Origin of the sequence: Thalassospira sp. HF15 (assembly GCF_011806525.1) — a bacterium.
Taxonomy (GTDB): Bacteria; Pseudomonadota; Alphaproteobacteria; order Rhodospirillales; family Thalassospiraceae; genus Thalassospira.
The window spans coordinates 101,627-123,076 of record NZ_JAAVKI010000004.1; the positions used below are offsets into that span (position 1 = coordinate 101,627).

A 21,450-nucleotide genomic window follows, 5' to 3' on the forward strand; every position below is an offset into this window, starting at 1 on the left:
CCAAACATCTGAAATGACAAAGGCCCGCCATATGGCGGGCCTTTTTCGTTGGGCGGGAATAAAGCCGAGGCCTCAGGCGCTGGGCCAGCTGCCTTTGAGGCGTCCACCGATACGCACCGGCTCAATTCGCTTGGCAAGACCCGTCTTGTCATCGGTTTCCACATAAACACCACACACCGTTGCCGGGCCATCTGCAGGTTCGAACCGACCGGACGGCATCTTGGTGATGAATTTGCGGACCGAGTTTTCCTTTTTCATGCCGATAACGGAATCAAAATCGCCGCACATGCCAACGTCGGTCTGATAAGCCGTGCCATTTGGCAGGATCTGGGCATCGGCGGTCGGCACATGCGTATGAGTCCCCAGAACCAGGGATGCCCGCCCGTCACAATGATGGCCAAACGCCATTTTTTCCGAGGTGGTTTCCGCATGGAAATCAAGGATCACGGCATCAACATTCTTGCCAAGTTTGTGTTTGGCAAACAGTTTGTTGGCCCCTTGGAACGGACAAGACAACGGATCCATGAACAGACGTCCCATCATGTTGATGACGCAGACCTTCTTGCCCGACTTGGTCTTGAAGACATAATCGCCATTTCCCGGCGTACCATCCGGGAAGTTCCACGGACGCAGCAATTTCTCATCTTCGTCGATATAGGCGATGATTTCGCGCTGATCCCAGACATGGTTGCCTGTCGTCAGGACATCGGCACCAGCGGCGTAGAATTCCTTGCAGATTTTGGCTGTGACGCCAAAGCCGTGCGCCGCGTTTTCGACATTCACCACCGCGATATCAACGGACAAACGATCGCGCAGCATGGGGAGCGCTTCGAGCGCCGCCGTACGTCCGGTTTGCCCTAGAACGTCGCCAAGATGAAGTAAACGCATTGTGCTTCCTGTAGTACGTCAGCCAGCAGGCAGACATGTTTTGTTTAATGCACCCTGCCCCGGGACGCATGACCGGCATCGCGAAATGGAAAAGGGAGTTTTAGCAGAATAATCGGGAGCCACCACTGCCGTTGGCCATTTGGTAATTCCTCGTGACCTGCGAGTGCAGGTGGGCGCCGTATAACGAGACCACGGCCTCGACAGGGACAGCTCCCTAGAGAAATGAGCATCGGCCCCGGGAATTAGCGAACCTGACGAACAGGGCAGCCCCCTAGGTGCTGGGTTCTTGATCGCCGCGAACGGCGCATCGCAAACGGTCAGCGACCGGAACTTAGTCTTCGACTAGCTGAATTTCAAGTAGATTGCGTAATTTCAGGCAACAGGTGAAGCAGCCATGCAGCAGGCGAATAACCGTCTGATCAGTCTTTGCCAAGCCGATCCGCAAGTGCTTCGACCCGTTCGGCCATGCTGTCAATATTATCTGCCAGCGCGTCGCTTTCGGCAGCGGTAAGACTACCGGGGTCCGGTTCAGCTGCTTGGCTGGCTGGATTATCGAGTTTCTCGTGTGCCATGCCCAGTTCATCTGCAATCAGAAGACTGGTCATGACCAGCAGGCGCTGTTCGCCAATCTGACCGACCGCGTCCGAGATTTCCTTGACCCGCTCGTCGACATACTTGGCAAGCGCATGAATGCGATCTTCCTGACCGTCGTCGCACGCGATGTCGTAGCTGCGACCGTTAATGCGAATGGAAACCTGTGCCATCGGTTATGCCTGTTTCTTTGCGGGTGCTTCATCAAGGACGAGTTTTAGCTGATCAACCGCGCCATCAAGGCGATTTGAAACCGTCTCGGTGGTGCGGCTGAGCCGGTCGTAATCTTCGCGAAGGGCCGAAAGCTGTCCGCGCAGGGCTTCGACTTCTGCCGTATCAGCGTTTGCGCTTTGGCTTTTGGCGTCGATTGCCGACTCCGCAACCGTTTCCAGACGTTCCAATGCTGCTTTCAGCCGATCACTTGCCTGTTGCAACCGCGACATGATCCTACCCGAGTGTTTGCTGTTTACCCAAAGATTGCAGACCCCAATTGTCTGCGGCGACTCATCAGATGCCGATCTGACCTGTTGAAGATGTCATGATCATGGCTGATTTAACATCAGAGATTCCGATCAACAACCGTTTTACCCGGACTTCCTGCAAAACCGGTTTGATCCAAAGACCTTGCCGTTATCCTGAATCACGGAACGGTCGCCGCCAACATGTGGAATTGACGCGCAATCAGACATCGCGAATGCCCGTTGGGTTAATCTGATTTCAGATAACATGGCAGTTTTTCGATAGAAGCGGTTGACGTATGCCCCCTGTAAGGGCATCTTCCGCGCGAATTCCGTTAATAAATGGAAAAGTGTTTTCATCGCCCGACCGCGAAACCCCCAGGAACCGCATCACATGACGACGCAAGTAGAACACAACCGCATGGCCAATGCCATCCGCTTCCTCTCGGCCGAAGCTGTCGAGAAAGCCAAATCCGGTCACCCGGGCATGCCGATGGGCATGGCAGACGTTGCGACTGTTCTTTATACCAAATTCTTGAAATTCGATCCGAAGCACCCGAACTGGCCGGACCGCGACCGTTTTATCCTGTCCGCAGGTCACGGTTCGATGCTTCTGTATTCTCTTCTGCACCTGACCGGGTATGAAGATTTCGATCTTGATCAGATCAAGAATTTCCGTCAGATGGGCTATCGCACCGCGGGCCACCCGGAATATGGCCACGGCGAAGGCATTGAAACCACCACTGGCCCGCTGGGTCAGGGTATTGCAACGTCTGTCGGTTTCGCCCTTGGCGAGCGCATCATGAATGCCCGCTTTGGTAATGACGTTGTTGACCACTACACTTATGTGATTGCCGGTGACGGTTGCCTGATGGAAGGTATTTCCCAGGAAGCCATTTCGATGGCCGGTCACATGAAACTGTCGAAACTCATCGTTCTGTTCGATGACAACGGCATTTCGATTGATGGTCCGACCTCGCTTTCGACTTCGGAAGATCACAAGAAGCGCTTTGAAGCTGCGGGCTGGGATGTCCAGCAGATTGACGGTCACGACCCGGCCGCGATTGAAGCGGCGATTGCCAAAGCCAAAACCACCAACACCCCGTCGATGATTGCATGCAAAACCGAAATCGGTTTTGGCGCACCGACCAAAGGTGGCACGTCAGCAACGCACGGCGCACCGCTTGGTGCCGAAGAACTGGCCGGCATGCGCAAGAAACTCGGCTGGGATTCCGAGCCGTTTGAAATCCCGGCAGACATCCGTGAAGCCTGGCTTTCTGCTGGTTCGCGCGGTGCCGAGGACTTCAACGCGTGGGGTTCCCGTTTTGAAGGTCTTGATGCAGGTCTGAAAGACGAGTTCGAACGTCGTATCGAAGGCAAGCTTCCGGAAAACTGGATCGAAGCGTTCAACGACTACAAAAAACAGATCACCGAAGACAAGCCGAAGGTCGCGACCCGCAAGGCGTCCGAGAATGTTCTCGAAGTGCTGACCAAGGCAATCCCGGAAATGATCGGCGGCTCTGCCGACCTGACCGGCTCGAACAACACCAAGACCAGTGTTCAGGCACCGATCACCGCCGACGGCGGCTATGAAGGTGCTTACATCTACTACGGTATTCGTGAGCACGGCATGGCTGCTGCCATGAACGGTCTGGCGCTTCATGGTGGTGTTCTGCCTTATGGCGGTACCTTCCTGGTCTTCACCGATTACTGCCGCCCGGCGATCCGTCTTTCGGCCCTGATGAACCAGCGCGTTGTTTACGTCATGACCCATGATTCCATCGGTCTTGGCGAAGACGGCCCGACCCATCAGCCGGTCGAACATGTTGCGTCGCTGCGCGCCATGCCGAACGTGACCGTGATCCGCCCGGCCGATGCGGTTGAGACCGCCGAAGCATGGGCAATGTCGATCACCAACGAAAGCGGCCCGACCATTCTGGCACTGACCCGTCAGAACCTGCCGGTACTGCGCACCGAATACCGCGAAGACAACCTTGTTGCCCGCGGCGGTTACGTTATTTCCGATTGCGACGGCGACCGTCAGGGCACCCTGATCGCCACCGGTTCGGAAGTCGAAATTGCAGTTGACGCACAGGCGAAGCTGAAAGCAGACGGCATAAATGCTGCTGTTGTTTCGCTGCCAAGCTGGGAACTGTTTGACGCCCAGTCGCCGGAATACCGCAAGGAAGTTCTGGGCAGCGCACCGCGCGTTGCCATCGAGGCGCTTTCGGTGTTTGGCTGGGAAAAATATGTTGGCGATAACGGCAAGGTTATCGGCATGCACGGTTTTGGTGCCTCGGCACCGGCCCCGGTCCTTTACGAGCATTTCGGCATCACTGCCGACGCGCTGGTCAAAGCGGCCAAAGAACTGGTTTGATTTACAGGGCCGGGTCGGTAACATGCCGATCCGGCCTTTTTTCTATGGGTCATTGACCCTAAGCCGTGATTGATACTCCCCAGGTAGCAATCATTATAATTTTGGAGGGATGAATGGCTATTCGCGTAGCGATTAATGGTTTTGGCCGTATCGGCCGTCTGGTTCTGCGTTCTATCGTTGAAAGCGGTCGCACCGACGTTGAAGTTGTTGCCATCAACGACCTGGGTGACGTCAACACCAACGCACATCTTCTGAAATATGATTCCGTTCATGGCGTTCTGGCCAATGACGTCAAAGCCGAAGGCGACAACCTCGTCATTGACGGCAAGGCGATCAAGGTCTGCTCCGAGCGTGACCCGGCAAACCTGCCGTGGGCTTCGCTGAACGTTGATATCGCGTTTGAGTGCACCGGCATCTTCCTTGACGAAGCGGGTGCAGGCAAGCACCTGACCGCAGGTGCCAAGCGCGTTCTGATCTCTGCCCCGGCAAAGGGCGACATCAAAACCGTTGTTTACGGTGTTAACTCTGACAGCCTGTCGGCAGATGACGTGATTGTTTCGAACGCATCCTGCACGACGAACTGCCTTGCACCGGTTGCAGACGTTCTGAACAAGACCGTTGGCATCACCAAGGGCTTCATGACCACCGTTCACGCCTTCACCGGCGACCAGAACACCGTCGACAGCCTGCATAAAGACCTGCGTCGTGCACGTTCGGCATCGCTTTCGATGATCCCGACCTCGACCGGTGCAGCCAAGGCTGTTGGCCTTGTTCTGCCGGAACTCAAAGGCAAGCTGGACGGTACCGCGATCCGCGTCCCGACCCCGAACGTCTCGATGGTCGATTTGACCTTTGTTGCTGGTCGTGACACCACCGTTGATGAAATCAACGCAGCGATCAAGGACGCAGCAAACGGCCCGCTTAAAGGCGTTCTTGGCGTTTGCGAAGCACCGCTGGTTTCGGTTGACTTCAACCACAACCCGAACAGCTCGACCTTTGATGCGACCCAGACCCAGGTCATGGACGGCAACTTCGTTCGTATCCTGTCCTGGTATGACAATGAGTGGGGCTTCTCCAACCGTATGAGCGACACCGCTGTCGCCATGGCGAAGTTCCTCTAAGCATCGCTTAGATTCGAATTTGTAAAGTGCCCGAGGTTCTGCTTCGGGCACTTTTCTTTTGCCTGCCAATCCGTCACTGTTTAGGCGAGATGCCCCGCAAGACAAACAGGAGTCCGGCCCGTGAGCCTTCTTTTCAAGGAACTTGATTATCGCCCGACACCGATGGGGGTTTTAAGCCTGCGTCGCCGACGTGAGCTGAGCCTTGATATCGATGTCTATGAAATCAAGCTTGATGAAGAATATCTGATGTCGAGCCTGTTTACCGATGCCGAGATAGCGCTGGCTGATCTGGGGCTGGCGGAACTGGACGGTGAGAACCTTGATGTCGTGGTTGGCGGGCTTGGACTTGGCTATACCGCCAAGGCAGCGCTTGATAATCCCAAGACAGGCAAGCTGACTGTGCTTGATACCCTGCCCGAAGTCATTGAATGGCAGCAGCAAGGCTTGTTGCCATTGGGCGAGCAGCTTTCAAATGATCCGCGTTGCGCGCTGGTGCATGGCGATTTCTTTGCCGCGTCCTTGTCCGACACGCCGGGCATGAACCCGGAAGCGCCCGAAACATTGCATGACGCCATCCTGCTTGATGTTGATCACTCACCGGGCAATGTCCTGCATGAAGACCACAAGCGCCTTTACACCAAAGATGGTCTGGCAAAGCTTGCCACCCATCTCGTGCCCGGCGGGATCTTTGCCCTGTGGTCGACGGAACTGCCCGAGCCATGGTTTGAAGAAAACCTGCAGTCGGCGTTCGAGACCATCCGGGCCGATGTCATTAAATTCAAACATCCGCTGATTGACCGTGAAGATATCAACACGGTCTATGTCGCGCGCACCAAGGCATAAGCGTTCACCATGACCGCCCTGCCCGATCCCGTCATTCGCATTCATGGCATCACTGGCGCCCGGTCCGCCTGCCGGGTGATGGGGAACCGCGCCTTTGCGCTGCTATCGCCCGATCACGCCGCCCAATCACATGGGGCACAGTGGTTTGCCGATCTGATCAGGCTTGTGCGTGAAGAATTCCCATCATGTGATTTCAAGGCTGTTCTTGATTGTCGTGGACGGGTATCCGGGGCGCTTGCCGCGATTGAGCTTGGGCTTGATGCGGTGATTGTCGACCCCTTACCCGCTGATCAGCTTGAAAACCTTCGGGATATGGCGCGTCAGGCCGATAGCAGGGTCATGACCGAACTCCCTGATTCTGACGTGCTCTATCAGATGGCCGATGACATCCTGCCGGATAAAGAACTGGATAAACGGCTGCTTGCGCACTTGGCGATGATTGCGCGCTAGGCAATTGCCAAAACCTGCGTCAAAGGTTACATAACACGCAGGAAATCATCAGGAATTATCATCGTGAATTCAGACGAACTTGCCGGTCTTTATCTTCTGACCCCTCCGAAAATCGACCTTGCACCGTTTAGCGAGAAGCTGAAATCGGTGCTTGATACCGGTGCGGTTGATTGCCTGCAATTGCGCCTGAAGGATGTCAGCGATGATGAAATCCGCAAGGCGATTGAGACCATCCTTCCGATGTGTGTGGATCGCAACATTCCCCTGATCCTCAATGACCGTCCCGACATTGCCAAGAAATCGGGCTGCGATGGTGTGCATGTTGGCGAAGAAGACGCAAGCTATGACGAAGCGCGCGCGATCATGGGCGAAGAACATATCGTTGGCGTGTCTTGCTATGACAGTCGCCACAAGGCGATGATCCTTGGTGAAAAGGGTGCCGATTACGTCGCGTTCGGGGCGTTTTATCCGACCGAGACCAAGGACGCCAAAACCAGCGTCACACCGGAAATCCTTGAGATCTGGACGACGTTTACCACGGTTCCCTGTGTGGCGATTGGCGGTATCACCGCTGACAATGTTGCCCCGCTTGTTCTGGCAGGTGCGGATTTCATCGCAGTCACGGGTGGTGTCTGGAACCATCCCGACGGGCCCGAAGCCGGGGCAAAGGCGATCAAGGCTGCAATTGCTGCAACCGATATCTGATAGAATTATCGACAGCTTGAAATCGCTTGGCAGGCAAAGGCTTGTCGAAGCCATGCGCGAATGACGGGGTGTTATGCGCGTAAGCCCGGATCAATCTGCTTGCAGCAAAACAGCCGAACTGGTAGGTAGAGCCCCTGAAATGGGGCGCTTGCCCCTTATTGCATTGTGAATCTGTGATCTGAAAGAACGGTTTGTGCCATGAAAATCAACGGCAACGAAATCCGTCCGGGTAACCTTATCGAACATAAAGGTGCCCTGTGGCGTGCAGTAAAATGCCAGGCTGTGAAGCCGGGTAAAGGCGGTGCTTTTAACCAGGTTGAGCTTAAAGACATTCGTACCGGCACCAAGCTGAACGAACGTTTCCGTGCGTCGGAAACCATTGAAAAGGTTCGCCTTGAGCAGAAAGAATACACCTACCTGTTTGCCGATGGTGACATGATCACCTTCATGGACAGCGAAACCTTTGATCAGATCACAGTCAATTCAGACCTTATTGGCGACGCTGCTGTCTATCTTCAGGACGGGATGGTTGTGACCATCGAATCCTTTGAAGGTGAGCCGCTTGGCGTGACCCTGCCCGAACATGTCGTCTTCGAAATCGTCGAAGCCGATGCGGTTGTCAAAGGTCAGACCCAGTCTTCTTCTTTCAAGCCGGCTGTTCTTGAGAACGGTGTTCGTGTGATGGTGCCCCCGCATATTGAATCGGGTACGCGCATTGTCGTGAACACGGTTGAAGGCACCTATGTCGAGCGTGCCAAGGACTAAGGGCCTCCCTGCCCGCCGGTCCGGAAAGCGGACCTTCTTTTAATTCAAATTCCGGGAGATATGCCGTGCGAGGCGCCGCCCGTCGTTCTGCAAATATCAACGTGATGTACAAGGCTGTCGAAAAGGCGGCCTATGGACTGAAACGCGACTTCGGTGAAGTCGAAAACCTTCAGGTTTCGATGAAAGGCCCGGCAGATTTTGTATCTGCAGCCGATCACCGTGCCGAAAAACGCCTGCGCGAAGAGCTTGAGCGTGCCCGTCCTGGCTATGGCTTCCTGATGGAAGAAGGTGGCGAGATCAAGGGTTCCGATCCCGAGCATCGCTGGATCATTGACCCGCTTGATGGCACCACCAACTTCCTGCATGGCATCCCGCACTTTGCGATTTCGGTTGCCCTGCAGAAGGGCAATGAAATCATCGCAGGCATGATCTATGACGTTGCCAAGGATGAGTGCTTCTGGGCGGAAAAGGGCGTTGGTGCGTTCCTTGATAACCGCCGTCTGCGCGTTTCGGGCCGTCGTCGTCTGAACGAATGTGTTCTGGCGTGCGGTGTGCCCCATCTTGGTCACGGCGATCATGCCGTGTTTGAAAAGCAGCTGCATTCGGTCATGGACCGTTGTGCCGGTGTACGTCGTATGGGGGCTGCTGCCCTTGATATGGCCTATGTCGCGGCCGGTCGTTATGACGGATATTGGGAATCTCACCTCAATGCGTGGGATATCGCAGCGGGTATTATCCTGATCTCCGAAGCTGGCGGTTATATCCGCGATGACAAAGGCGGCACCAACATGCTTGCTACCGGCAGCGTCGTCGCAGCCAACGACTATATCCAGCCGGTTCTGGCCAAAACGCTGAAAAAGGCAATCGCGGACTAACATCCCGCTTTTGTTACTGTTTTTTGAAAGGGGCGCTTCGCAATTTGCCGAAGCGCCCCTTTTGCATTATCGGTCAAAGCGGTTGTCCATCACTTGTCTCTAAGCTATGGTGCATGGGACTGTATGGCCTGATTGCGGGCCTGCGGACGCCAGGGGGGCATTCGGAAAGTTTACGGGTGCCTAATGATCGACACAAAACTGTGTGAAATAGAACAACGTTACCAAAACGATTTCAAACACAGGGTATTAAGGGGCCTGCGATTTGATGATGGGGTATTCCAAGATTTCGGTGCTCGCGATGACGGCTGCACTGGGCACAACCGTGTTCTTTGGGGCAAACGCATCCGCACAACAATACTCCCCTGTTTCGGTTGACAGCAGCGTTCAGGTCAACTGGGATGTTGCAGACGGCTATGGCGGGCAACCGACCGTGCCACAATATCTTTCCCCGACGGTTTCGCGCGATCATATCGTCATGCCGGGCGGAGACCTGATCTTCCCGGAAACCAAACCCAAATCAACCTTCCTTGCCACAGAACAGTTTGCCAGTGCCACCGGTTCAGACGGCTATGACGGTGGCTTTGAGACTGTTGTCATTGATGGATCAAGTGGCGGCAATGCCTTCCCGACCCAATCAGAGTTTTATGGCGTTCCTGGTGTAGCCACAGCGTCGCGTGCCCCGGCCCCGCAAATGATGGATGACGGTGCAAACCAGACCATCGCGCTGAACCAGCCCGAACCGACCGCGGCACCGCGCACCAAGCCGACCGCACCGAGCATGGCTGAAACCAGCACATCCAATGCGCCCACCCCGCTGACCAAGCCGACACCGGCACCTGCGCCGGCCCCAAGCGTTGCCGAAACAGCCCCTGAACCGGCAACCGAAATGGCAGACGCCGTTGATGCACCGGCAGCACCGCCCGTCATCGAAGACGAAAACACCGCACCAGCTGCACCGGTCGCCCCGGAAGTCGCACCGATTGCGGATGCGCCCGAGGCCCCGGCTGCACCAGCACCTGATACCACCCAGCCCGCAACCGAAATGGCCACCATGGCAGAGCCGGTGACGGAAGCACCAGCAGCGCCCGCGGCCGAGGAAGCATCCCTGCCGCCGGAAACCGCACCGGAACCGATGCCAGCAGCGGGTGCAGATGAATATAGCCTTGGCTTTGCCGCAGAAAGCTTTGAGCTCAGCGATGCCGCCAAGAGCCAGCTTGACAGCGTGATTGCAGCCATGGGGCAGGATGACACCCTGCGCATCCAGCTGCAGGCATATGCCGCAGGTGATGGATCAAACGCGTCTAAGGCGCGGCGTCTGTCGCTGTCGCGCGCGCTTCAGGTGCGTTCCTACCTTATTGACCGGGGTGTGCGCTCCACGCGCATTGATGTTCGTGCCCTTGGTGCGAATGTTCCGTCCGGCCCCGCAGATCGCGTCGATATCAAAACCGTCCAACGCTAGGATTAATCCGCTATGAGCAGCAACACGGCAAATGGCACGGGATCTCTCCCGCCCATTACCAAACCCGGAAGTTATCTGACACGTATGGCAATCTTCGTTGTCATCATTGCCGGGGTTGGCGCCCTGCTGTTCCCGGCCCTGTCTGATGCCTTTATGGCCAATGCTGTTCTCAATGGCCTGATCCTTGGCGTGTTTGTGGTGGGCGTTATTTACACCTTCCGCATGGCAGCCAGCCTTTCGCCGGAAGTGACCTGGATCGAGGATTTCCGCCGGTCACGCCCGGGGCTGACATCACAGGTTCCACCGAAGCTTCTGGCACCGATGGCCAGCATGATGGCCGAGCAGCGCCGCGACCGCCCTCAGTTGTCGACCACATCCACCCGGACCATCCTTGATTCGATCCGGTCGCGCCTGGATGAAAGCCGCGAATTGTCTCGCTATGTCGTTGGTCTTCTGGTGTTCCTTGGGCTGTTGGGGACCTTCTGGGGTCTACTTCAGACGGTGAACTCGGTTGCCGGTGTCATCAGCAACGTCAATGTCGGCAGTGGTTCAAATATGGACCTGTGGTTCTCCGAGCTTAAAGACGGCCTGTCCGAACCGCTAAGCGGCATGGGAACGGCGTTCTCGTCCTCGCTGTTTGGTCTTGCCGGATCGCTTGCCCTTGGTCTTCTTGATATGCAGGCCGGTCAGGCACAGAACCGTTTCTTCAACGATCTTGAAGAATGGCTTTCAAGCTTTACCCGCCTTGGTTCGGGTGGCGGCATTTCGGATAGCGAACAGTCTGTTCCTGCCTATCTTTCGGCCCTGATCGAACAGATGGCGGACAATATGGAAGGGTTGCAGAACTCTATCCAGCGTTCGGAAAGCTCGCAGATAAAATCGCACAACACGCTGATTGATCTGGCCGACAAGCTTTCGACCCTGACCGATCAGATGAAGGCCGAACAGCAATTGATGGTCAAGCTGGCCGAAAACCAGATGCATCTGAAACCGGTTCTCGATCAACTGGCTGATTCGATGAAAATGGGCAGCTTCGGGATTGATGACAATACCCGTGCCCATATCCGTTCGCTTGACAACCAGCTGAACCGGATTGGTGAGGAACTCACCACGGGTCGCCAGCAGTCCACCCAGGAAATCAGAAGCGAGATCAAGCTCCTCGCCCGTACCATCGCCGCCATCGCCGAGGAGGGCTGATCGCATGATCGGGCTTTCGCGCCGTCGTAACCGCGATGTAAACACCTGGCCGGGCTTTGTGGATGCGCTTGCCACCCTGTTGATGGTGATCATCTTTCTTCTGATGATCTTTGTGATCGCACAGGTTTACCTTGGTGCGGCGCTGTCGGGTCGTGACGAGGCACTGAATGACCTGACCGCGCAGGTGAATGAGCTGACCAATCTGCTGTCGCTTGAGCGTGGCAACAATCAGCGCATGGAACTCGAACTCACCCAGCTGACGACCGAGCTTTCCAATACCGCTGATCAGCGCGATGATTTGCGCGCGCGTGCCGCGACCCTGGCCGATCAATTGGCTGCTGCTGAACTGTCGGCCGATGAGATTGAGCAGAAACTTCTCGCCGCCCTGGCATCGCTTGAAGACAAGGAATCCGAGCTGACCGAGCTTCGCGAAACCACCGGCGAGAAAATCTCTGATCAGGAAACCCGGATTGACGAGCTTTCAGCCCTTCTGGCGTCGCGTGCAGCCGAACTGGAAGATAAGAAAAGCCTTAGCGAAGAGGCACAGGCACAGGTCGCGGCCCTGAACCAGCAAATGCTGGCCCTTCGTCAGCAACTGGCACGGATTGAAGCCGCCCTTGAAGCGTCCGAGCGCGAGAACGAGGAAAAAGACGCCCAGATCGTCAATCTTGGCAATCGCCTGAATGCGGCCCTTGCCACCAAGGTTGCCGAGTTGCAGCGTTATCGTTCCGAATTCTTTGGTCGCCTGCGTGAAGTGCTTGGCGATCGTCAGGATATCCGGGTTGTTGGTGACCGCTTTGTCTTCCAGTCCGAAGTGCTGTTTGGATCGGGTTCGGCTGACCTTGGCGAAGACGGTAAGGAACAGTTGGCCAAACTGGGTCAAACCCTGACAACGATTGCTGCGGACATTCCAGATGATATCGACTGGGTGATGCGCGTTGATGGTCATACCGACAAGGTGCCGATCAGAAACCTTCAGTTCGCCTCGAACTGGGAGCTTTCAGCAGCGCGCGCGATTTCGGTGGTCAAGTTCCTGATTGATCAGGGGGTAGCGCCCAACCGTTTGGTTGCTGCTGGCTTTGGCGAATATCAGCCGCTTGATAACCGCGATGACGAAATCGCCTATCGCCGCAACCGCCGCATCGAGTTCAAGATTACGGAACGCTAAGACGGTTCTGATCACTGCATTCAGACAAACAAAACCCCGCCAGATTGCTCTGGCGGGGTTTTGCCTTTGTACGGTCCCTTGCCCCGGGAACCGCACATCGGGGTTTTGATCAGAGGGACTTGGTGCAGAAATAGAAGTCCACGTAATCATAATCTGGATTGGACGCCCGTTCTGCAGCGGCCTTGGCGGTATGGGCCGGTGGGACAATGACCTTGTCACCCGGTTGCCAACCTTCTGGCGTTGCCACACCGTGCTTGTCGCTGGTCTGCATTGCATCAATCATGCGCAGGAATTCCGGGATCGAACGCCCGTTGCTCATCGGGTAGTAGACCATGGCACGCAGTATGCCTTCCGGATCGATGATAAAGGTCGCGCGCACGGCCGACGTATCACCTGCACCCGGATGGATCATGCCATAGGCCTGAGCGACCTCCATTTTAAGGTCGGCAATGATCGGGAACGGGATTTCCACACCAAAGTTCTGTTCGATGTTGCGCATCCAAGCAATGTGCGAATGCGTGCTGTCAATCGACAGGCCCAGCAATTCACAATCGCGTTTGGCAAATTCATCGGCGTGTTTGGCAAACGCGATAAACTCGGTCGTGCAGACCGGCGTGAAATCGGCGGGATGGGAAAACAGCACAAGCCATTTACCACGATAGTCGGACAGGGATTTGACGCCATCGGTGGTCGGCGCAGTGAAATCCGGCGCCGGTTCATTAATGCGCGGCAAACCGACACTAATCTTCGGAGATTCAGTCATAGTTAGACTCCTACGTCAGGAATTTGGATCCGCTCCAATTCATTACATTATAATTATTTAACTTATCAAACGAGTACGATGATATTTGTCAATGTAGGGTCAGCTCAGTGCGAAAAAAAATTCGTGTGAAAACAGTGCCGTGTTTCCGCTTTGTCAGTGCTGCATTGTCATTTGATCGACACTCACCGTCGCGGTTGTTCTGACACGTTTACGGCATTGAGGACGGTGGTTTTCGCTGGCTTGACTTGCGGCTTATGGTTAGGGTCAGGACCCTAAGGCCTTTGCGCTCGCCACCAGATTTTGAAACACCTTTCTTGCGTCGGAGCCCCCATGCTGCGTGATATTTCGCCCCAAAGTATATTCATGGGCCTGCTGGCCGGTTTTGTCGGGACGGCCAGTTCATTTGCGGTTGTCTTGCAAGGTCTTGCCGGGGTCGGTGCCAGCCCCGAACAAGCTGCATCCGGCCTGATGGCCCTGTCCATTTCCATGGGGCTTTGCGCAATTGTCCTGTCGCTTAAAACCCGTCTTCCGATCAGCATTGCCTGGTCAACACCCGGCGCGGCGCTTCTGGCGACATCCGGTGCGGTTGAGGGGGGCTTTGCCGTTGCCGTTGGTGCCTTTATCGTTTGTGCCATCCTGATCATCATCAGTGGCATCTGGAAACCATTGGGCCGTGCGGTTGCAGGGATCCCGGCCCCGCTTGCCAATGCAATGCTGGCCGGTGTCTTGCTGGGTCTGTGTCTGGCACCGGTCAAGGCGGTTGCCTTTGACCCGTTGCTTGGTCTTCCGATTGTGATTGCGTGGATCGTGATGGGGCGATTTAACCGGTTGCTTGCGATCCCTGCCGCCCTTCTTGCATTCGTCGCGGTGATGGTGTTTGGCGTCGAGTTTCCTGAAAATGCCATCGCCGATCTGGGCAGTGCAATTGCGCCCCCCGTCGAATTTGTCATGCCTGAATTTACCCTGACCGGATTGATCGGCATTGCTTTGCCGCTTTTCATCGTCACCATGGCATCACAAAACATTCCGGGCACAGCCGTTTTGCGTGCCAATGATTACGATACCCCACCGGGACCGCTGTTTACGGTGACTGGCATCTTCTCGTTACTTTCTGCACCGTTTGGTGGTCACGCGGTTAACCTTGCGGCCATCACCGCAGCCCTTTGTGCGGGCAAGGATGCGCATCCCGATCCGTCCAAACGTTATTGGGCGGCGGTATCAGGCGGTGTTTTTTATGTCGTGTTTGGGTTGCTCGCCGGGCTGGTTACAGCCTTTATCAGTCTGGCACCGGGTGTTTTGATCGAAGCGGTTGCCGGCCTTGCCCTGATTGGCGCCTTTGCCGGATCAGCAGTCGCGGCATTCAAGGAAGAAGACGGGCGCGAAGCAGCGGCTGTAACCTTTATCGTCACTGCGGCAGGCCTGACATTCTACGGGATTTCGGGTGCGTTCTGGGGTTTGCTTGCTGGTGGACTGATTTATTTCCTGACGCATTTGCGCAATCGCCCAAAAAAAACGGGCTGAGATTTCAGCCCGTTTTTCCAACCTAAACCAGTTTTACTTTTGGTTCGGAACTTGGTGGCGTTTCGCCCGCCTTCCCTTCTGTCAGCTTCGAGATGGCGTCGAACTGCGACAGGAAGACATCGCCGGTCAGCTCATCAAGGAAGTGGGTCTTTTTCAGGCGATCCATCACAGGGCCCTTGACCTCGGACATGTGCAGGGAAATGCCCATTTCCTCAAGCCTATGATTGATCGCCTCAAGCGATTCAAGGGCACTGAGGTCGATCTCGTTCACGGCCGAGCACATCAGAACCACATGTTTGAGGTTCTCGCACGCCACCACCCGGTCATAGAGATAATCCTCCAGATATCGCGCATTGGCGAAATACAGGCTTTCATCAATCCGAATGGTCAGGACAGAGGGATGGGTAATCACCTTGTGGCGCAGTATGTTCCGGAAATGCTGCGTATCGGGAACCAGCCCGACCTCGGCAATATGCGGGCGTGATGTTTTATACAAAAACAGCCCGATGGAGAGCACGACACCGGCTGTCACCCCGACTTCCACCCCAAGACCGAGGGTCAGAAGGATGGTCGCCAAAACCGCGATAAAGTCCGCCTTGGAATACTGCCAGCTGGTTTTCAGGATCGAGAAATCAACCAGCGACAGCACCGCAACGATAATGGTGGCCGCGAGGGTGGCTTTTGGCAGGAAATAAACAAGCGGGGTCAGCGCGACGGCGGCAATTGCCAGCCCGACAGCGGTAAAGGCACCGGCCGCAGGCGTTTGCGCCCCGGCATCAAAATTCACGACAGAGCGGGCAAAACCGCCCGTTACCGGATAACCGCCGGTAAAGGCTGCGCCGATGTTGGCAGCCCCCAGACCAATCAGTTCCTGATCCGGGTTGATACGCTGACGACGTTTTGCCGCCAATGTCTGCGCGACCGAAATTGATTCAACAAACCCGATCACTGAAATCAGTATGGCCGGCACCAGAAGGTCTGTCATCAGACCCGGGCTGAAATCGGGCATGGTCAGTGGAGGCAGGCTTTGCGGGACTTCACCGACAATCTTCACACCGCGGTCCGCCAGCCCAAGATACCAGGTCGCCGCCGTGGTGGCGAAAACGGCAAAGACCGGCCCGGCCTTGGTCAGGATATCAGCCGCGCGTGCGCCGAGCCCCAGTTTGCGCAACGCGGGTTTAAGGCCCTTGCGCACCCAGAACAGAAAGCCCGTGGCACAGATGCCAATGATCAGGGTCGTCTGATTGGTTTCAGGAATATGGGCAATCAGGGACGTGACAATTTCCCAAAGGTTATGCCCGCTGGCATCAACCCCAAGAATATGTTTGAGCTGACTGGCCGCAATGATCATCCCCGATGCCGTGATGAACCCGGCAATCACAGGGTGTGACAGGAAGTTCGCGAGAAAGCCCAGCTTGAACACACCCATGGCCAGCAAGATCGCCCCGGACAGGGCCGCAAGGGTCAGGGCGGCAAGCGCATACCCCATGGTACCGGTTTCAGCCAGATTGCCCACAGCTGCCGCTGTCATCAGCGACACCACCGCAACCGGCCCGACCGCAAGCGCGCGGCTGGTGCCAAAGATGGCATAAAGAATGATCGGTGCGATGGAGGCATATAGCCCCGCCTCGGGCGGCAGACCAGCCAGCAGCGCATAGGCAAGCGATTGCGGGATCAGCATGATCGTCACGATCACAGCTGCAATCATGTCATTGCCAAAGGCTGTCCTGTCATAGGTCTGTCCCCAGTCAAAGATCGGGACATATTTCCGGAGCATGTTAAGGCGCATTCGTCGATCTCTTGGATAAGAGTTGGTCCAAGGCAGCGATATCGCTGCCTTGGACGAAGGGTATTTTAGTTGGTCGTGACTTTTTCAGGCTTGGCCAGCCATTCCTTGCCACGCAGCATTGCCTTCCAATAGATCGGCGGCAGGATCTTTTCCTTCAGCAGCCACGCAAGGCGCGACGGCTGCGTGCCGTTGATCAGCCATTTCGGGAAGGACGGCAAAAGCGTTCCGCCATAACCGAACTCGGCCAAAACAATACGGCCACGTTCCACCGTCAACGGGCAGGATCCATAGCCGTCATATTGCGCGACCGGGGATTTGCCATCGATATCGGCAACCACGTTTTCGGCAACCACCGGCGCCTGTTTACGCGCCGCTGCAGCGGTTTTGGCATTGGGTGCGTTCATCACGTCACCCAGCGACCAGATATTGCTAAACGACTTGTGGCGAAGGGTTGCCTGATCGACATCGATCCATCCAGCCGCATCTGCCAGCGCCGATACGCGAATAAAGTCCGGTGCCACCTGCGGCGGGCAGACATGGATCATGTCAAAGGACTTCTCGATGCGTTCAACCTTGGTGTCAGGCTTGGCAACATCGAACCAGGCCTTCTTCGCCTGACCGTCAATTGCCACCAGATTGTGGAAGAAGTTCAAATGGGCGTCGTATTTCTTCACATAGCTTTCAAGGGCGGGCACATAGTCCTTAACGCCAAACAGCACACCACCGGCATTGCAGAAATCGATATCAATGTTCTTGAGAACACCGTTGCGATACCAGTGATCGGCTGACAGATACATGGCCTTTTGCGGGGCACCGGCGCATTTGATCGGCATGGGTGGCTGGGTAAAGATCGCCTTGCCTTCACGCATCGAGGAAACCAATTCCCACGTGTACGGTGCAAGGTCATAGCGATAGTTCGATGTCACGCCATTGCGGCCAAGCGTTTCAACCAGACCATCAACCCGGTTCCAGTCAAGCTTAAGCCCCGGGCAAACGATCAGACGGTCATATTTGACCACCCGACACCCATCGAGAATGACGGCATCGTCTTGCGGTTCGAACGCGGCGACTGCGGATTTGATCCAGTGTACGCCTTTGGGGATCAGCGAACCCATGGTTTGGGCCGTGGTGCTGGCTTCGAAGACACCGCCCCCCACCATGGTCCAGCCCGGCTGGTAATAGTGAATATCGGCCGGGTCGATCACGGCAATCTCAAGCCCGGAACGGCGGGCGATAAGGCTGGATGCGACGGAAATACCGGCTGCACCGCCACCGATGATCACGATGTCATATTTCGCATCGCCCTGATCGGTGGGTGTCTTCCCACCATTGACGATACGACGCACGACACCGCCCATGTCATACCCCGCCGCCTTCGTGGCGCGCAGGATTTCACTGGTATCAAGCTTCCCGGCTTGGCTTAGCGACCAAAGCGTTGTCGATCGCGTACCTGTCCGGCAATAGGCAAAGACCGGTTTTGGCAGTTCGTCAAACAGACGTCCAAAGTCACTGGCGTCGTCATCGCTGACCTTGCCTGCAACAATTGGCTGATAGCGGACTTCAAGCCCGGCTTCCTTTGCCGCGCTTGAAATCTCTTCATAGGTCGGCTGATCGGATCCTTCGCCGTCCGGACGGTTACAGACGATGGAACGGAAGCCGAGCTTGGCGATTTCCTTGACATCGTCTGCAACGATCTGCGGACTGACGGAAAGCCCGTCACTGATTTTCTTGATTTCCATGGCTTTTCCTCACCTGAGTGTTGATCAGAGCCCGTTTACCGGGACTTTCAGCATTTTTTTGCCGCTGCTGTCGGTCGGCACCTGACCGGCGCGCATATTGACCTGAAGCGACGGGATGATCAGACGCGGCATATCAAGCTCTGCATCACGTTCGGTCCGGAACTTGATGAAGTCTTCACGGGTCTTGCCTTCGCCGACGTGGATGTTGTGCTTTTTCTCTTCGCCAACGGTGGTTTCCCACTTGATGTCACGGCCATTGGGGCCGTAGTCGTGGCACATGAACAGACGCATATCGTCCGGCAGGGCGAGGAGTTTCTGGATGCTGTCATAAAGCGTCCCGGCGTCACCGCCCGGGAAGTCGGCACGGGCCGAACCACCATCAGGCATGAACAGCGTATCGCCGACAAAAGCAGCATCGCCCATGACATGAACCATGCAGGCCGGGGTGTGGCCCGGGGTATAGATGGCAAAGCAGGTCATATTGCCAACCTGATAGGTATCGCCATCTTCAAACAGGCGATCAAACTGGCTGCCATCGCGCTGAAATTCGGTGCCTTCGTTAAACACCTTGCCAAAGGTATCCTGCACCACCGTGATTTTGCTGCCGATACCAAGCTTGCCGCCAAGTTCCTGCTGGATATACGGGGCTGCGGACAGGTGGTCGGCATGGACATGGGTCTCGATGATCCATTCCAGCTTGAGGCCCTTGTCCTTGATAAAGGCGATGATGTTGTCGGCATGATCGAACGTAATGCGACCAGCGGCATAATCGATGTCCATGACGGAATCGACAACCGCACAGGCATTGCTTTCGGGGTCCTTGACCACATAGCTGATGGTGTTGGTATCTTCGTCGAAAAAGGCCGTAACTTCCGGTTTTACGGACATGTTTACCGGGTATGCAGACATGGATTCCTCCTAAACAACTGCCTCCGCGCCGCCTTATGACCGGCTTGCATCGGATGGGGTCAAAACGCCGTCTGCCCGACAAGTTTGCGGACAAAACATCTGGCTATTCTTTTAATTTTACGAATTCACGATATGGGGTTCAGTGACGTTGTCACCAAACATCAAAACATTAACAACTAATAATTCTAAAGTTGTAGAGCCGCCCTGCTAGCGGCCCGTTACTTAGCTTTGCGCCAGTTTCACCAGCGGCGCAGGTTCGATCAGACGAATGGTGCCACGTGACTGTTCAATCCACCCACGTCGCTGGAATTCCTGAAGCTGGCGCGAAATCACTTCGCGTGCCGTGCCCAGTTCAACGGCCAGTTTCTGATGGGTGGCAGAAACCGTTTCTGCGCCCGCTGCCAGTTCGATCAGCTTGTGCGCCAGACGGATATCAAGCTTCTGAAAGGCGATTTCTTCGATCACCATGAACAGGTCGGTGATGCGTTTCGAATAGGCGGTAAAGACAAACTGCCGGAACTCGATAGAGTCGGAAACCAGCTTGTCGAAAACGGCTCTGGGGATCGCGACTGCGCGGGTTTCGGTTTCGGCAATGCCTTCGGCAGAATAGTCTTCATAGGCCAGAAGACACGCCGTGGTCAGAACACAGCTTTCGCCTGCATGGACCCGATAAAGGACGATTTCACGGCCGGTATCAGATGTCTGCTGCACCCTGACCGTACCATCAAGCAGCAGCAGCAGATTTTCCGGTGACTTGCCCGGCCCGAAAATGACCGTATTGGCCGGAACGGTAACAATTTTGCTTTCATTAAGAAGATAGGTTCGGATGCCTTCAGGCAAACGTGACAGACCCGGAAACTGGTCAATCCAACTCAAAACCCTATCCCCCTTTGAAACGCTGATCAAAATACATCGAAATTGATGTAAAAGGAAATTATCCCTGATGCAACTGTACTTTGGAATATTTCCGAAGACGGGCAGCATGATGCTGCCCGGCAGTTCGGATGTGATTGGTGTGATCAGTCGGACTGTTTGGACGGGATATGCAGGTTTCCCTTGTCATCAATTGTCCAGAACGGATTGAAGGCCACTTCCCAGGCGTGGCCATCCAGATCACGGAAATAGCCGGAATAGCCGCCCCAAAAGACCTTTTCGGCAGGTTTCTGGATTTTTGCACCGGCTGCCTTGGCCTCCGCCATGACCTGATCGACTTCTTCCTCGCTGCGCGCGTTGTAGGCCAGGGTCAATCCGGCAAAGCTTGCACCGGTATCATCATCGAACTTGCCATCTTCTTTAAGCGCCTCACGCCCGAAAAGGCCAAGGGCAAGACCATTGGAGAGCTGGTAAAACACCACCTGCCCTTCAACCATCTCGGTCATCTGCCATCCCAGCCCGTCTTCGTAAAACCGACGCGACCGATCCAGATCCGCAACACCCAGAGTAATCAGCGAAACACGCTGTTCCATTATACGCTCCTTGCTCTGCGCACCCGAAACCCGCACGAACTTAACATAGCAGTTTTGCACTGCCGAGCCCGGACTCGACACACTGCGCAATTTCGCACCGCACCATCTACGCAATTTTATTGCGCATAAATCGGTACCGGAATAAGTAAATATTAAGTTGACCTAACGTCAACGGATACAATCAGGCGTTTTGCATAGTGCGATGCGAGTTTGGTTTAAAAAAAGGTCAGCATTCATTACCATTTGAGGATCAGGTGACGGTCCCGTAAACCGCGCTGAAACATAATTTACAGGTCATACCGAAACACTGCACCAACACCCATATCAATAAAAGCAGTGCATTGGGCCCGAAATGACCCCGCATAT

The 21,450-nt window shown here is 55.4% G+C and carries 20 protein-coding genes and 1 other RNA gene; 11 read left to right on the forward strand and 10 right to left on the reverse strand.

Translation table 11 applies throughout. From position 1 onward, the window contains the following. Nucleotides 1–72: 72 nt before the first annotated feature. From HED22_RS09790 to HED22_RS09805, 4 genes are all read right to left on the reverse strand, one after another. Entirely contained in the window at nt 73–888 is an 816-nt protein-coding gene (locus tag HED22_RS09790) for a TIGR00282 family metallophosphoesterase (RefSeq protein WP_167721640.1), read from the reverse strand. 112 nt (nt 889–1,000) lie between these two features. Then, nucleotides 1,001–1,161, reverse strand: a non-coding RNA gene (gene ssrS, locus HED22_RS09795) — 6S RNA. 146 nt (nt 1,162–1,307) lie between these two features. Further along, nucleotides 1,308–1,652, reverse strand: coding sequence for a cell division protein ZapA (locus HED22_RS09800; RefSeq protein ID WP_167721642.1), 345 nt, complete (start codon nt 1,650–1,652; stop codon nt 1,308–1,310). Nucleotides 1,653–1,655: 3 nt separating this feature from the next. Continuing rightward, nucleotides 1,656–1,922, reverse strand: a complete 267-nt coding sequence (locus HED22_RS09805; RefSeq protein ID WP_167721643.1) for a hypothetical protein — start codon at nt 1,920–1,922, stop codon at nt 1,656–1,658. A gap of 409 nt (nt 1,923–2,331) precedes the next feature. On the opposite strand from HED22_RS09805, the gene tkt reads away from it, so the two are divergent. From tkt to HED22_RS09855, 10 genes are all read left to right on the forward strand, one after another. Continuing rightward, on the forward strand, nt 2,332–4,314 hold the full coding sequence (gene tkt / locus HED22_RS09810; protein WP_167721645.1) for a transketolase: 1,983 nt from the start codon (nt 2,332–2,334) through the stop codon (nt 4,312–4,314). A 113-nt stretch (nt 4,315–4,427) separates the two neighbouring features. Beyond that, the gene (gene gap / locus HED22_RS09815) at nt 4,428–5,435 is read left to right on the forward strand and encodes a type I glyceraldehyde-3-phosphate dehydrogenase (RefSeq protein ID WP_167721647.1); all 1,008 of its coding nucleotides are present in this window, start codon (nt 4,428–4,430) and stop codon (nt 5,433–5,435) included. A 120-nt stretch (nt 5,436–5,555) separates the two neighbouring features. After that, the gene (locus HED22_RS09820; RefSeq protein WP_167721649.1) at nt 5,556–6,278 is read left to right on the forward strand and encodes a spermidine synthase; all 723 of its coding nucleotides are present in this window, start codon (nt 5,556–5,558) and stop codon (nt 6,276–6,278) included. 9 nt (nt 6,279–6,287) lie between these two features. Continuing rightward, nucleotides 6,288–6,728: a hypothetical protein gene (locus tag HED22_RS09825; protein ID WP_167721651.1), complete on the forward strand. Its 441-nt coding sequence runs from the start codon at nt 6,288–6,290 to the stop codon at nt 6,726–6,728. Between the two features lie 63 nt (nt 6,729–6,791). Further along, the gene (gene thiE / locus HED22_RS09830; RefSeq protein WP_167721653.1) at nt 6,792–7,433 is read left to right on the forward strand and encodes a thiamine phosphate synthase; all 642 of its coding nucleotides are present in this window, start codon (nt 6,792–6,794) and stop codon (nt 7,431–7,433) included. A 198-nt stretch (nt 7,434–7,631) separates the two neighbouring features. Beyond that, on the forward strand, nt 7,632–8,198 hold the full coding sequence (efp, locus tag HED22_RS09835) for an elongation factor P (protein WP_167721655.1): 567 nt from the start codon (nt 7,632–7,634) through the stop codon (nt 8,196–8,198). A gap of 65 nt (nt 8,199–8,263) precedes the next feature. Continuing rightward, nucleotides 8,264–9,073 (forward strand): inositol monophosphatase, encoded by an 810-nt coding sequence (locus tag HED22_RS09840; protein WP_368484493.1) that lies wholly within the window; start codon nt 8,264–8,266, stop codon nt 9,071–9,073. 265 nt (nt 9,074–9,338) lie between these two features. After that, nucleotides 9,339–10,532, forward strand: coding sequence for an OmpA family protein (locus tag HED22_RS09845; protein WP_167721657.1), 1,194 nt, complete (start codon nt 9,339–9,341; stop codon nt 10,530–10,532). 12 nt (nt 10,533–10,544) lie between these two features. Further along, a complete protein-coding gene (locus HED22_RS09850) occupies nt 10,545–11,729 on the forward strand; it encodes a flagellar motor protein MotA (protein ID WP_167721659.1) in 1,185 nt (394 codons plus the stop codon). Between the two features lie 4 nt (nt 11,730–11,733). Beyond that, nucleotides 11,734–12,897 (forward strand): peptidoglycan -binding protein, encoded by a 1,164-nt coding sequence (locus HED22_RS09855; protein WP_167721661.1) that lies wholly within the window; start codon nt 11,734–11,736, stop codon nt 12,895–12,897. A 109-nt stretch (nt 12,898–13,006) separates the two neighbouring features. On the opposite strand, the gene HED22_RS09860 is transcribed toward HED22_RS09855, so the two are convergent. Next, nucleotides 13,007–13,660: a peroxiredoxin gene (locus tag HED22_RS09860; RefSeq protein ID WP_167721663.1), complete on the reverse strand. Its 654-nt coding sequence runs from the start codon at nt 13,658–13,660 to the stop codon at nt 13,007–13,009. Nucleotides 13,661–13,990: 330 nt separating this feature from the next. Between HED22_RS09860 and HED22_RS09865 the strand changes: the two genes are divergently transcribed. Next, entirely contained in the window at nt 13,991–15,181 is a 1,191-nt protein-coding gene (locus HED22_RS09865) for a benzoate/H(+) symporter BenE family transporter (protein WP_167721666.1), read from the forward strand. A gap of 22 nt (nt 15,182–15,203) precedes the next feature. On the opposite strand, the gene HED22_RS09870 is transcribed toward HED22_RS09865, so the two are convergent. The 5 genes from HED22_RS09870 to HED22_RS09890 form a co-directional block, all read right to left on the reverse strand. Beyond that, nucleotides 15,204–16,970, reverse strand: coding sequence for a SulP family inorganic anion transporter (locus tag HED22_RS09870; protein WP_167721668.1), 1,767 nt, complete (start codon nt 16,968–16,970; stop codon nt 15,204–15,206). Nucleotides 16,971–17,035: 65 nt separating this feature from the next. Further along, nucleotides 17,036–18,709, reverse strand: a complete 1,674-nt coding sequence (locus HED22_RS09875) for a bifunctional protein tyrosine phosphatase family protein/NAD(P)/FAD-dependent oxidoreductase (RefSeq protein WP_167721670.1) — start codon at nt 18,707–18,709, stop codon at nt 17,036–17,038. A gap of 24 nt (nt 18,710–18,733) precedes the next feature. After that, nucleotides 18,734–19,618 carry an MBL fold metallo-hydrolase gene (locus tag HED22_RS09880; RefSeq protein WP_167721672.1) on the reverse strand — a complete coding sequence of 295 codons (885 nt, stop codon included), beginning with the start codon at nt 19,616–19,618 and terminating at the stop codon, nt 18,734–18,736. Nucleotides 19,619–19,840: 222 nt separating this feature from the next. Further along, nucleotides 19,841–20,494, reverse strand: coding sequence for a Crp/Fnr family transcriptional regulator (locus HED22_RS09885; protein ID WP_167721674.1), 654 nt, complete (start codon nt 20,492–20,494; stop codon nt 19,841–19,843). A gap of 143 nt (nt 20,495–20,637) precedes the next feature. Continuing rightward, nucleotides 20,638–21,084: a VOC family protein gene (locus tag HED22_RS09890; protein ID WP_167721676.1), complete on the reverse strand. Its 447-nt coding sequence runs from the start codon at nt 21,082–21,084 to the stop codon at nt 20,638–20,640. Nucleotides 21,085–21,450: the final 366 nt, after the last annotated feature.

Bases quoted from the DNA above. Each gene is read 5' to 3' on its own strand.
- HED22_RS09875 (WP_167721670.1), bottom strand. From the start codon at position 18,709: ATGGAAATCAAGAAAATCAGTGACGGGCTTTCCGTCAGTCCGCAGATC.
- efp (WP_167721655.1), top strand. From the start codon at position 7,632: ATGAAAATCAACGGCAACGAAATCCGTCCGGGTAACCTTATCGAACAT.
- HED22_RS09800 (WP_167721642.1), bottom strand. From the start codon at position 1,652: ATGGCACAGGTTTCCATTCGCATTAACGGTCGCAGCTACGACATCGCG.
- tkt (WP_167721645.1), top strand. From the start codon at position 2,332: ATGACGACGCAAGTAGAACACAACCGCATGGCCAATGCCATCCGCTTC.
- HED22_RS09890 (WP_167721676.1), bottom strand. From the start codon at position 21,084: ATGGAACAGCGTGTTTCGCTGATTACTCTGGGTGTTGCGGATCTGGAT.
- HED22_RS09845 (WP_167721657.1), top strand. From the start codon at position 9,339: ATGATGGGGTATTCCAAGATTTCGGTGCTCGCGATGACGGCTGCACTG.
- HED22_RS09865 (WP_167721666.1), top strand. From the start codon at position 13,991: ATGCTGCGTGATATTTCGCCCCAAAGTATATTCATGGGCCTGCTGGCC.
- HED22_RS09825 (WP_167721651.1), top strand. From the start codon at position 6,288: ATGACCGCCCTGCCCGATCCCGTCATTCGCATTCATGGCATCACTGGC.
- HED22_RS09870 (WP_167721668.1), bottom strand. From the start codon at position 16,970: ATGCGCCTTAACATGCTCCGGAAATATGTCCCGATCTTTGACTGGGGA.
- HED22_RS09855 (WP_167721661.1), top strand. From the start codon at position 11,734: ATGATCGGGCTTTCGCGCCGTCGTAACCGCGATGTAAACACCTGGCCG.
- HED22_RS09790 (WP_167721640.1), bottom strand. From the start codon at position 888: ATGCGTTTACTTCATCTTGGCGACGTTCTAGGGCAAACCGGACGTACG.
- HED22_RS09850 (WP_167721659.1), top strand. From the start codon at position 10,545: ATGAGCAGCAACACGGCAAATGGCACGGGATCTCTCCCGCCCATTACC.
- HED22_RS09805 (WP_167721643.1), bottom strand. From the start codon at position 1,922: ATGTCGCGGTTGCAACAGGCAAGTGATCGGCTGAAAGCAGCATTGGAA.
- HED22_RS09860 (WP_167721663.1), bottom strand. From the start codon at position 13,660: ATGACTGAATCTCCGAAGATTAGTGTCGGTTTGCCGCGCATTAATGAA.
- HED22_RS09880 (WP_167721672.1), bottom strand. From the start codon at position 19,618: ATGTCTGCATACCCGGTAAACATGTCCGTAAAACCGGAAGTTACGGCC.
- gap (WP_167721647.1), top strand. From the start codon at position 4,428: ATGGCTATTCGCGTAGCGATTAATGGTTTTGGCCGTATCGGCCGTCTG.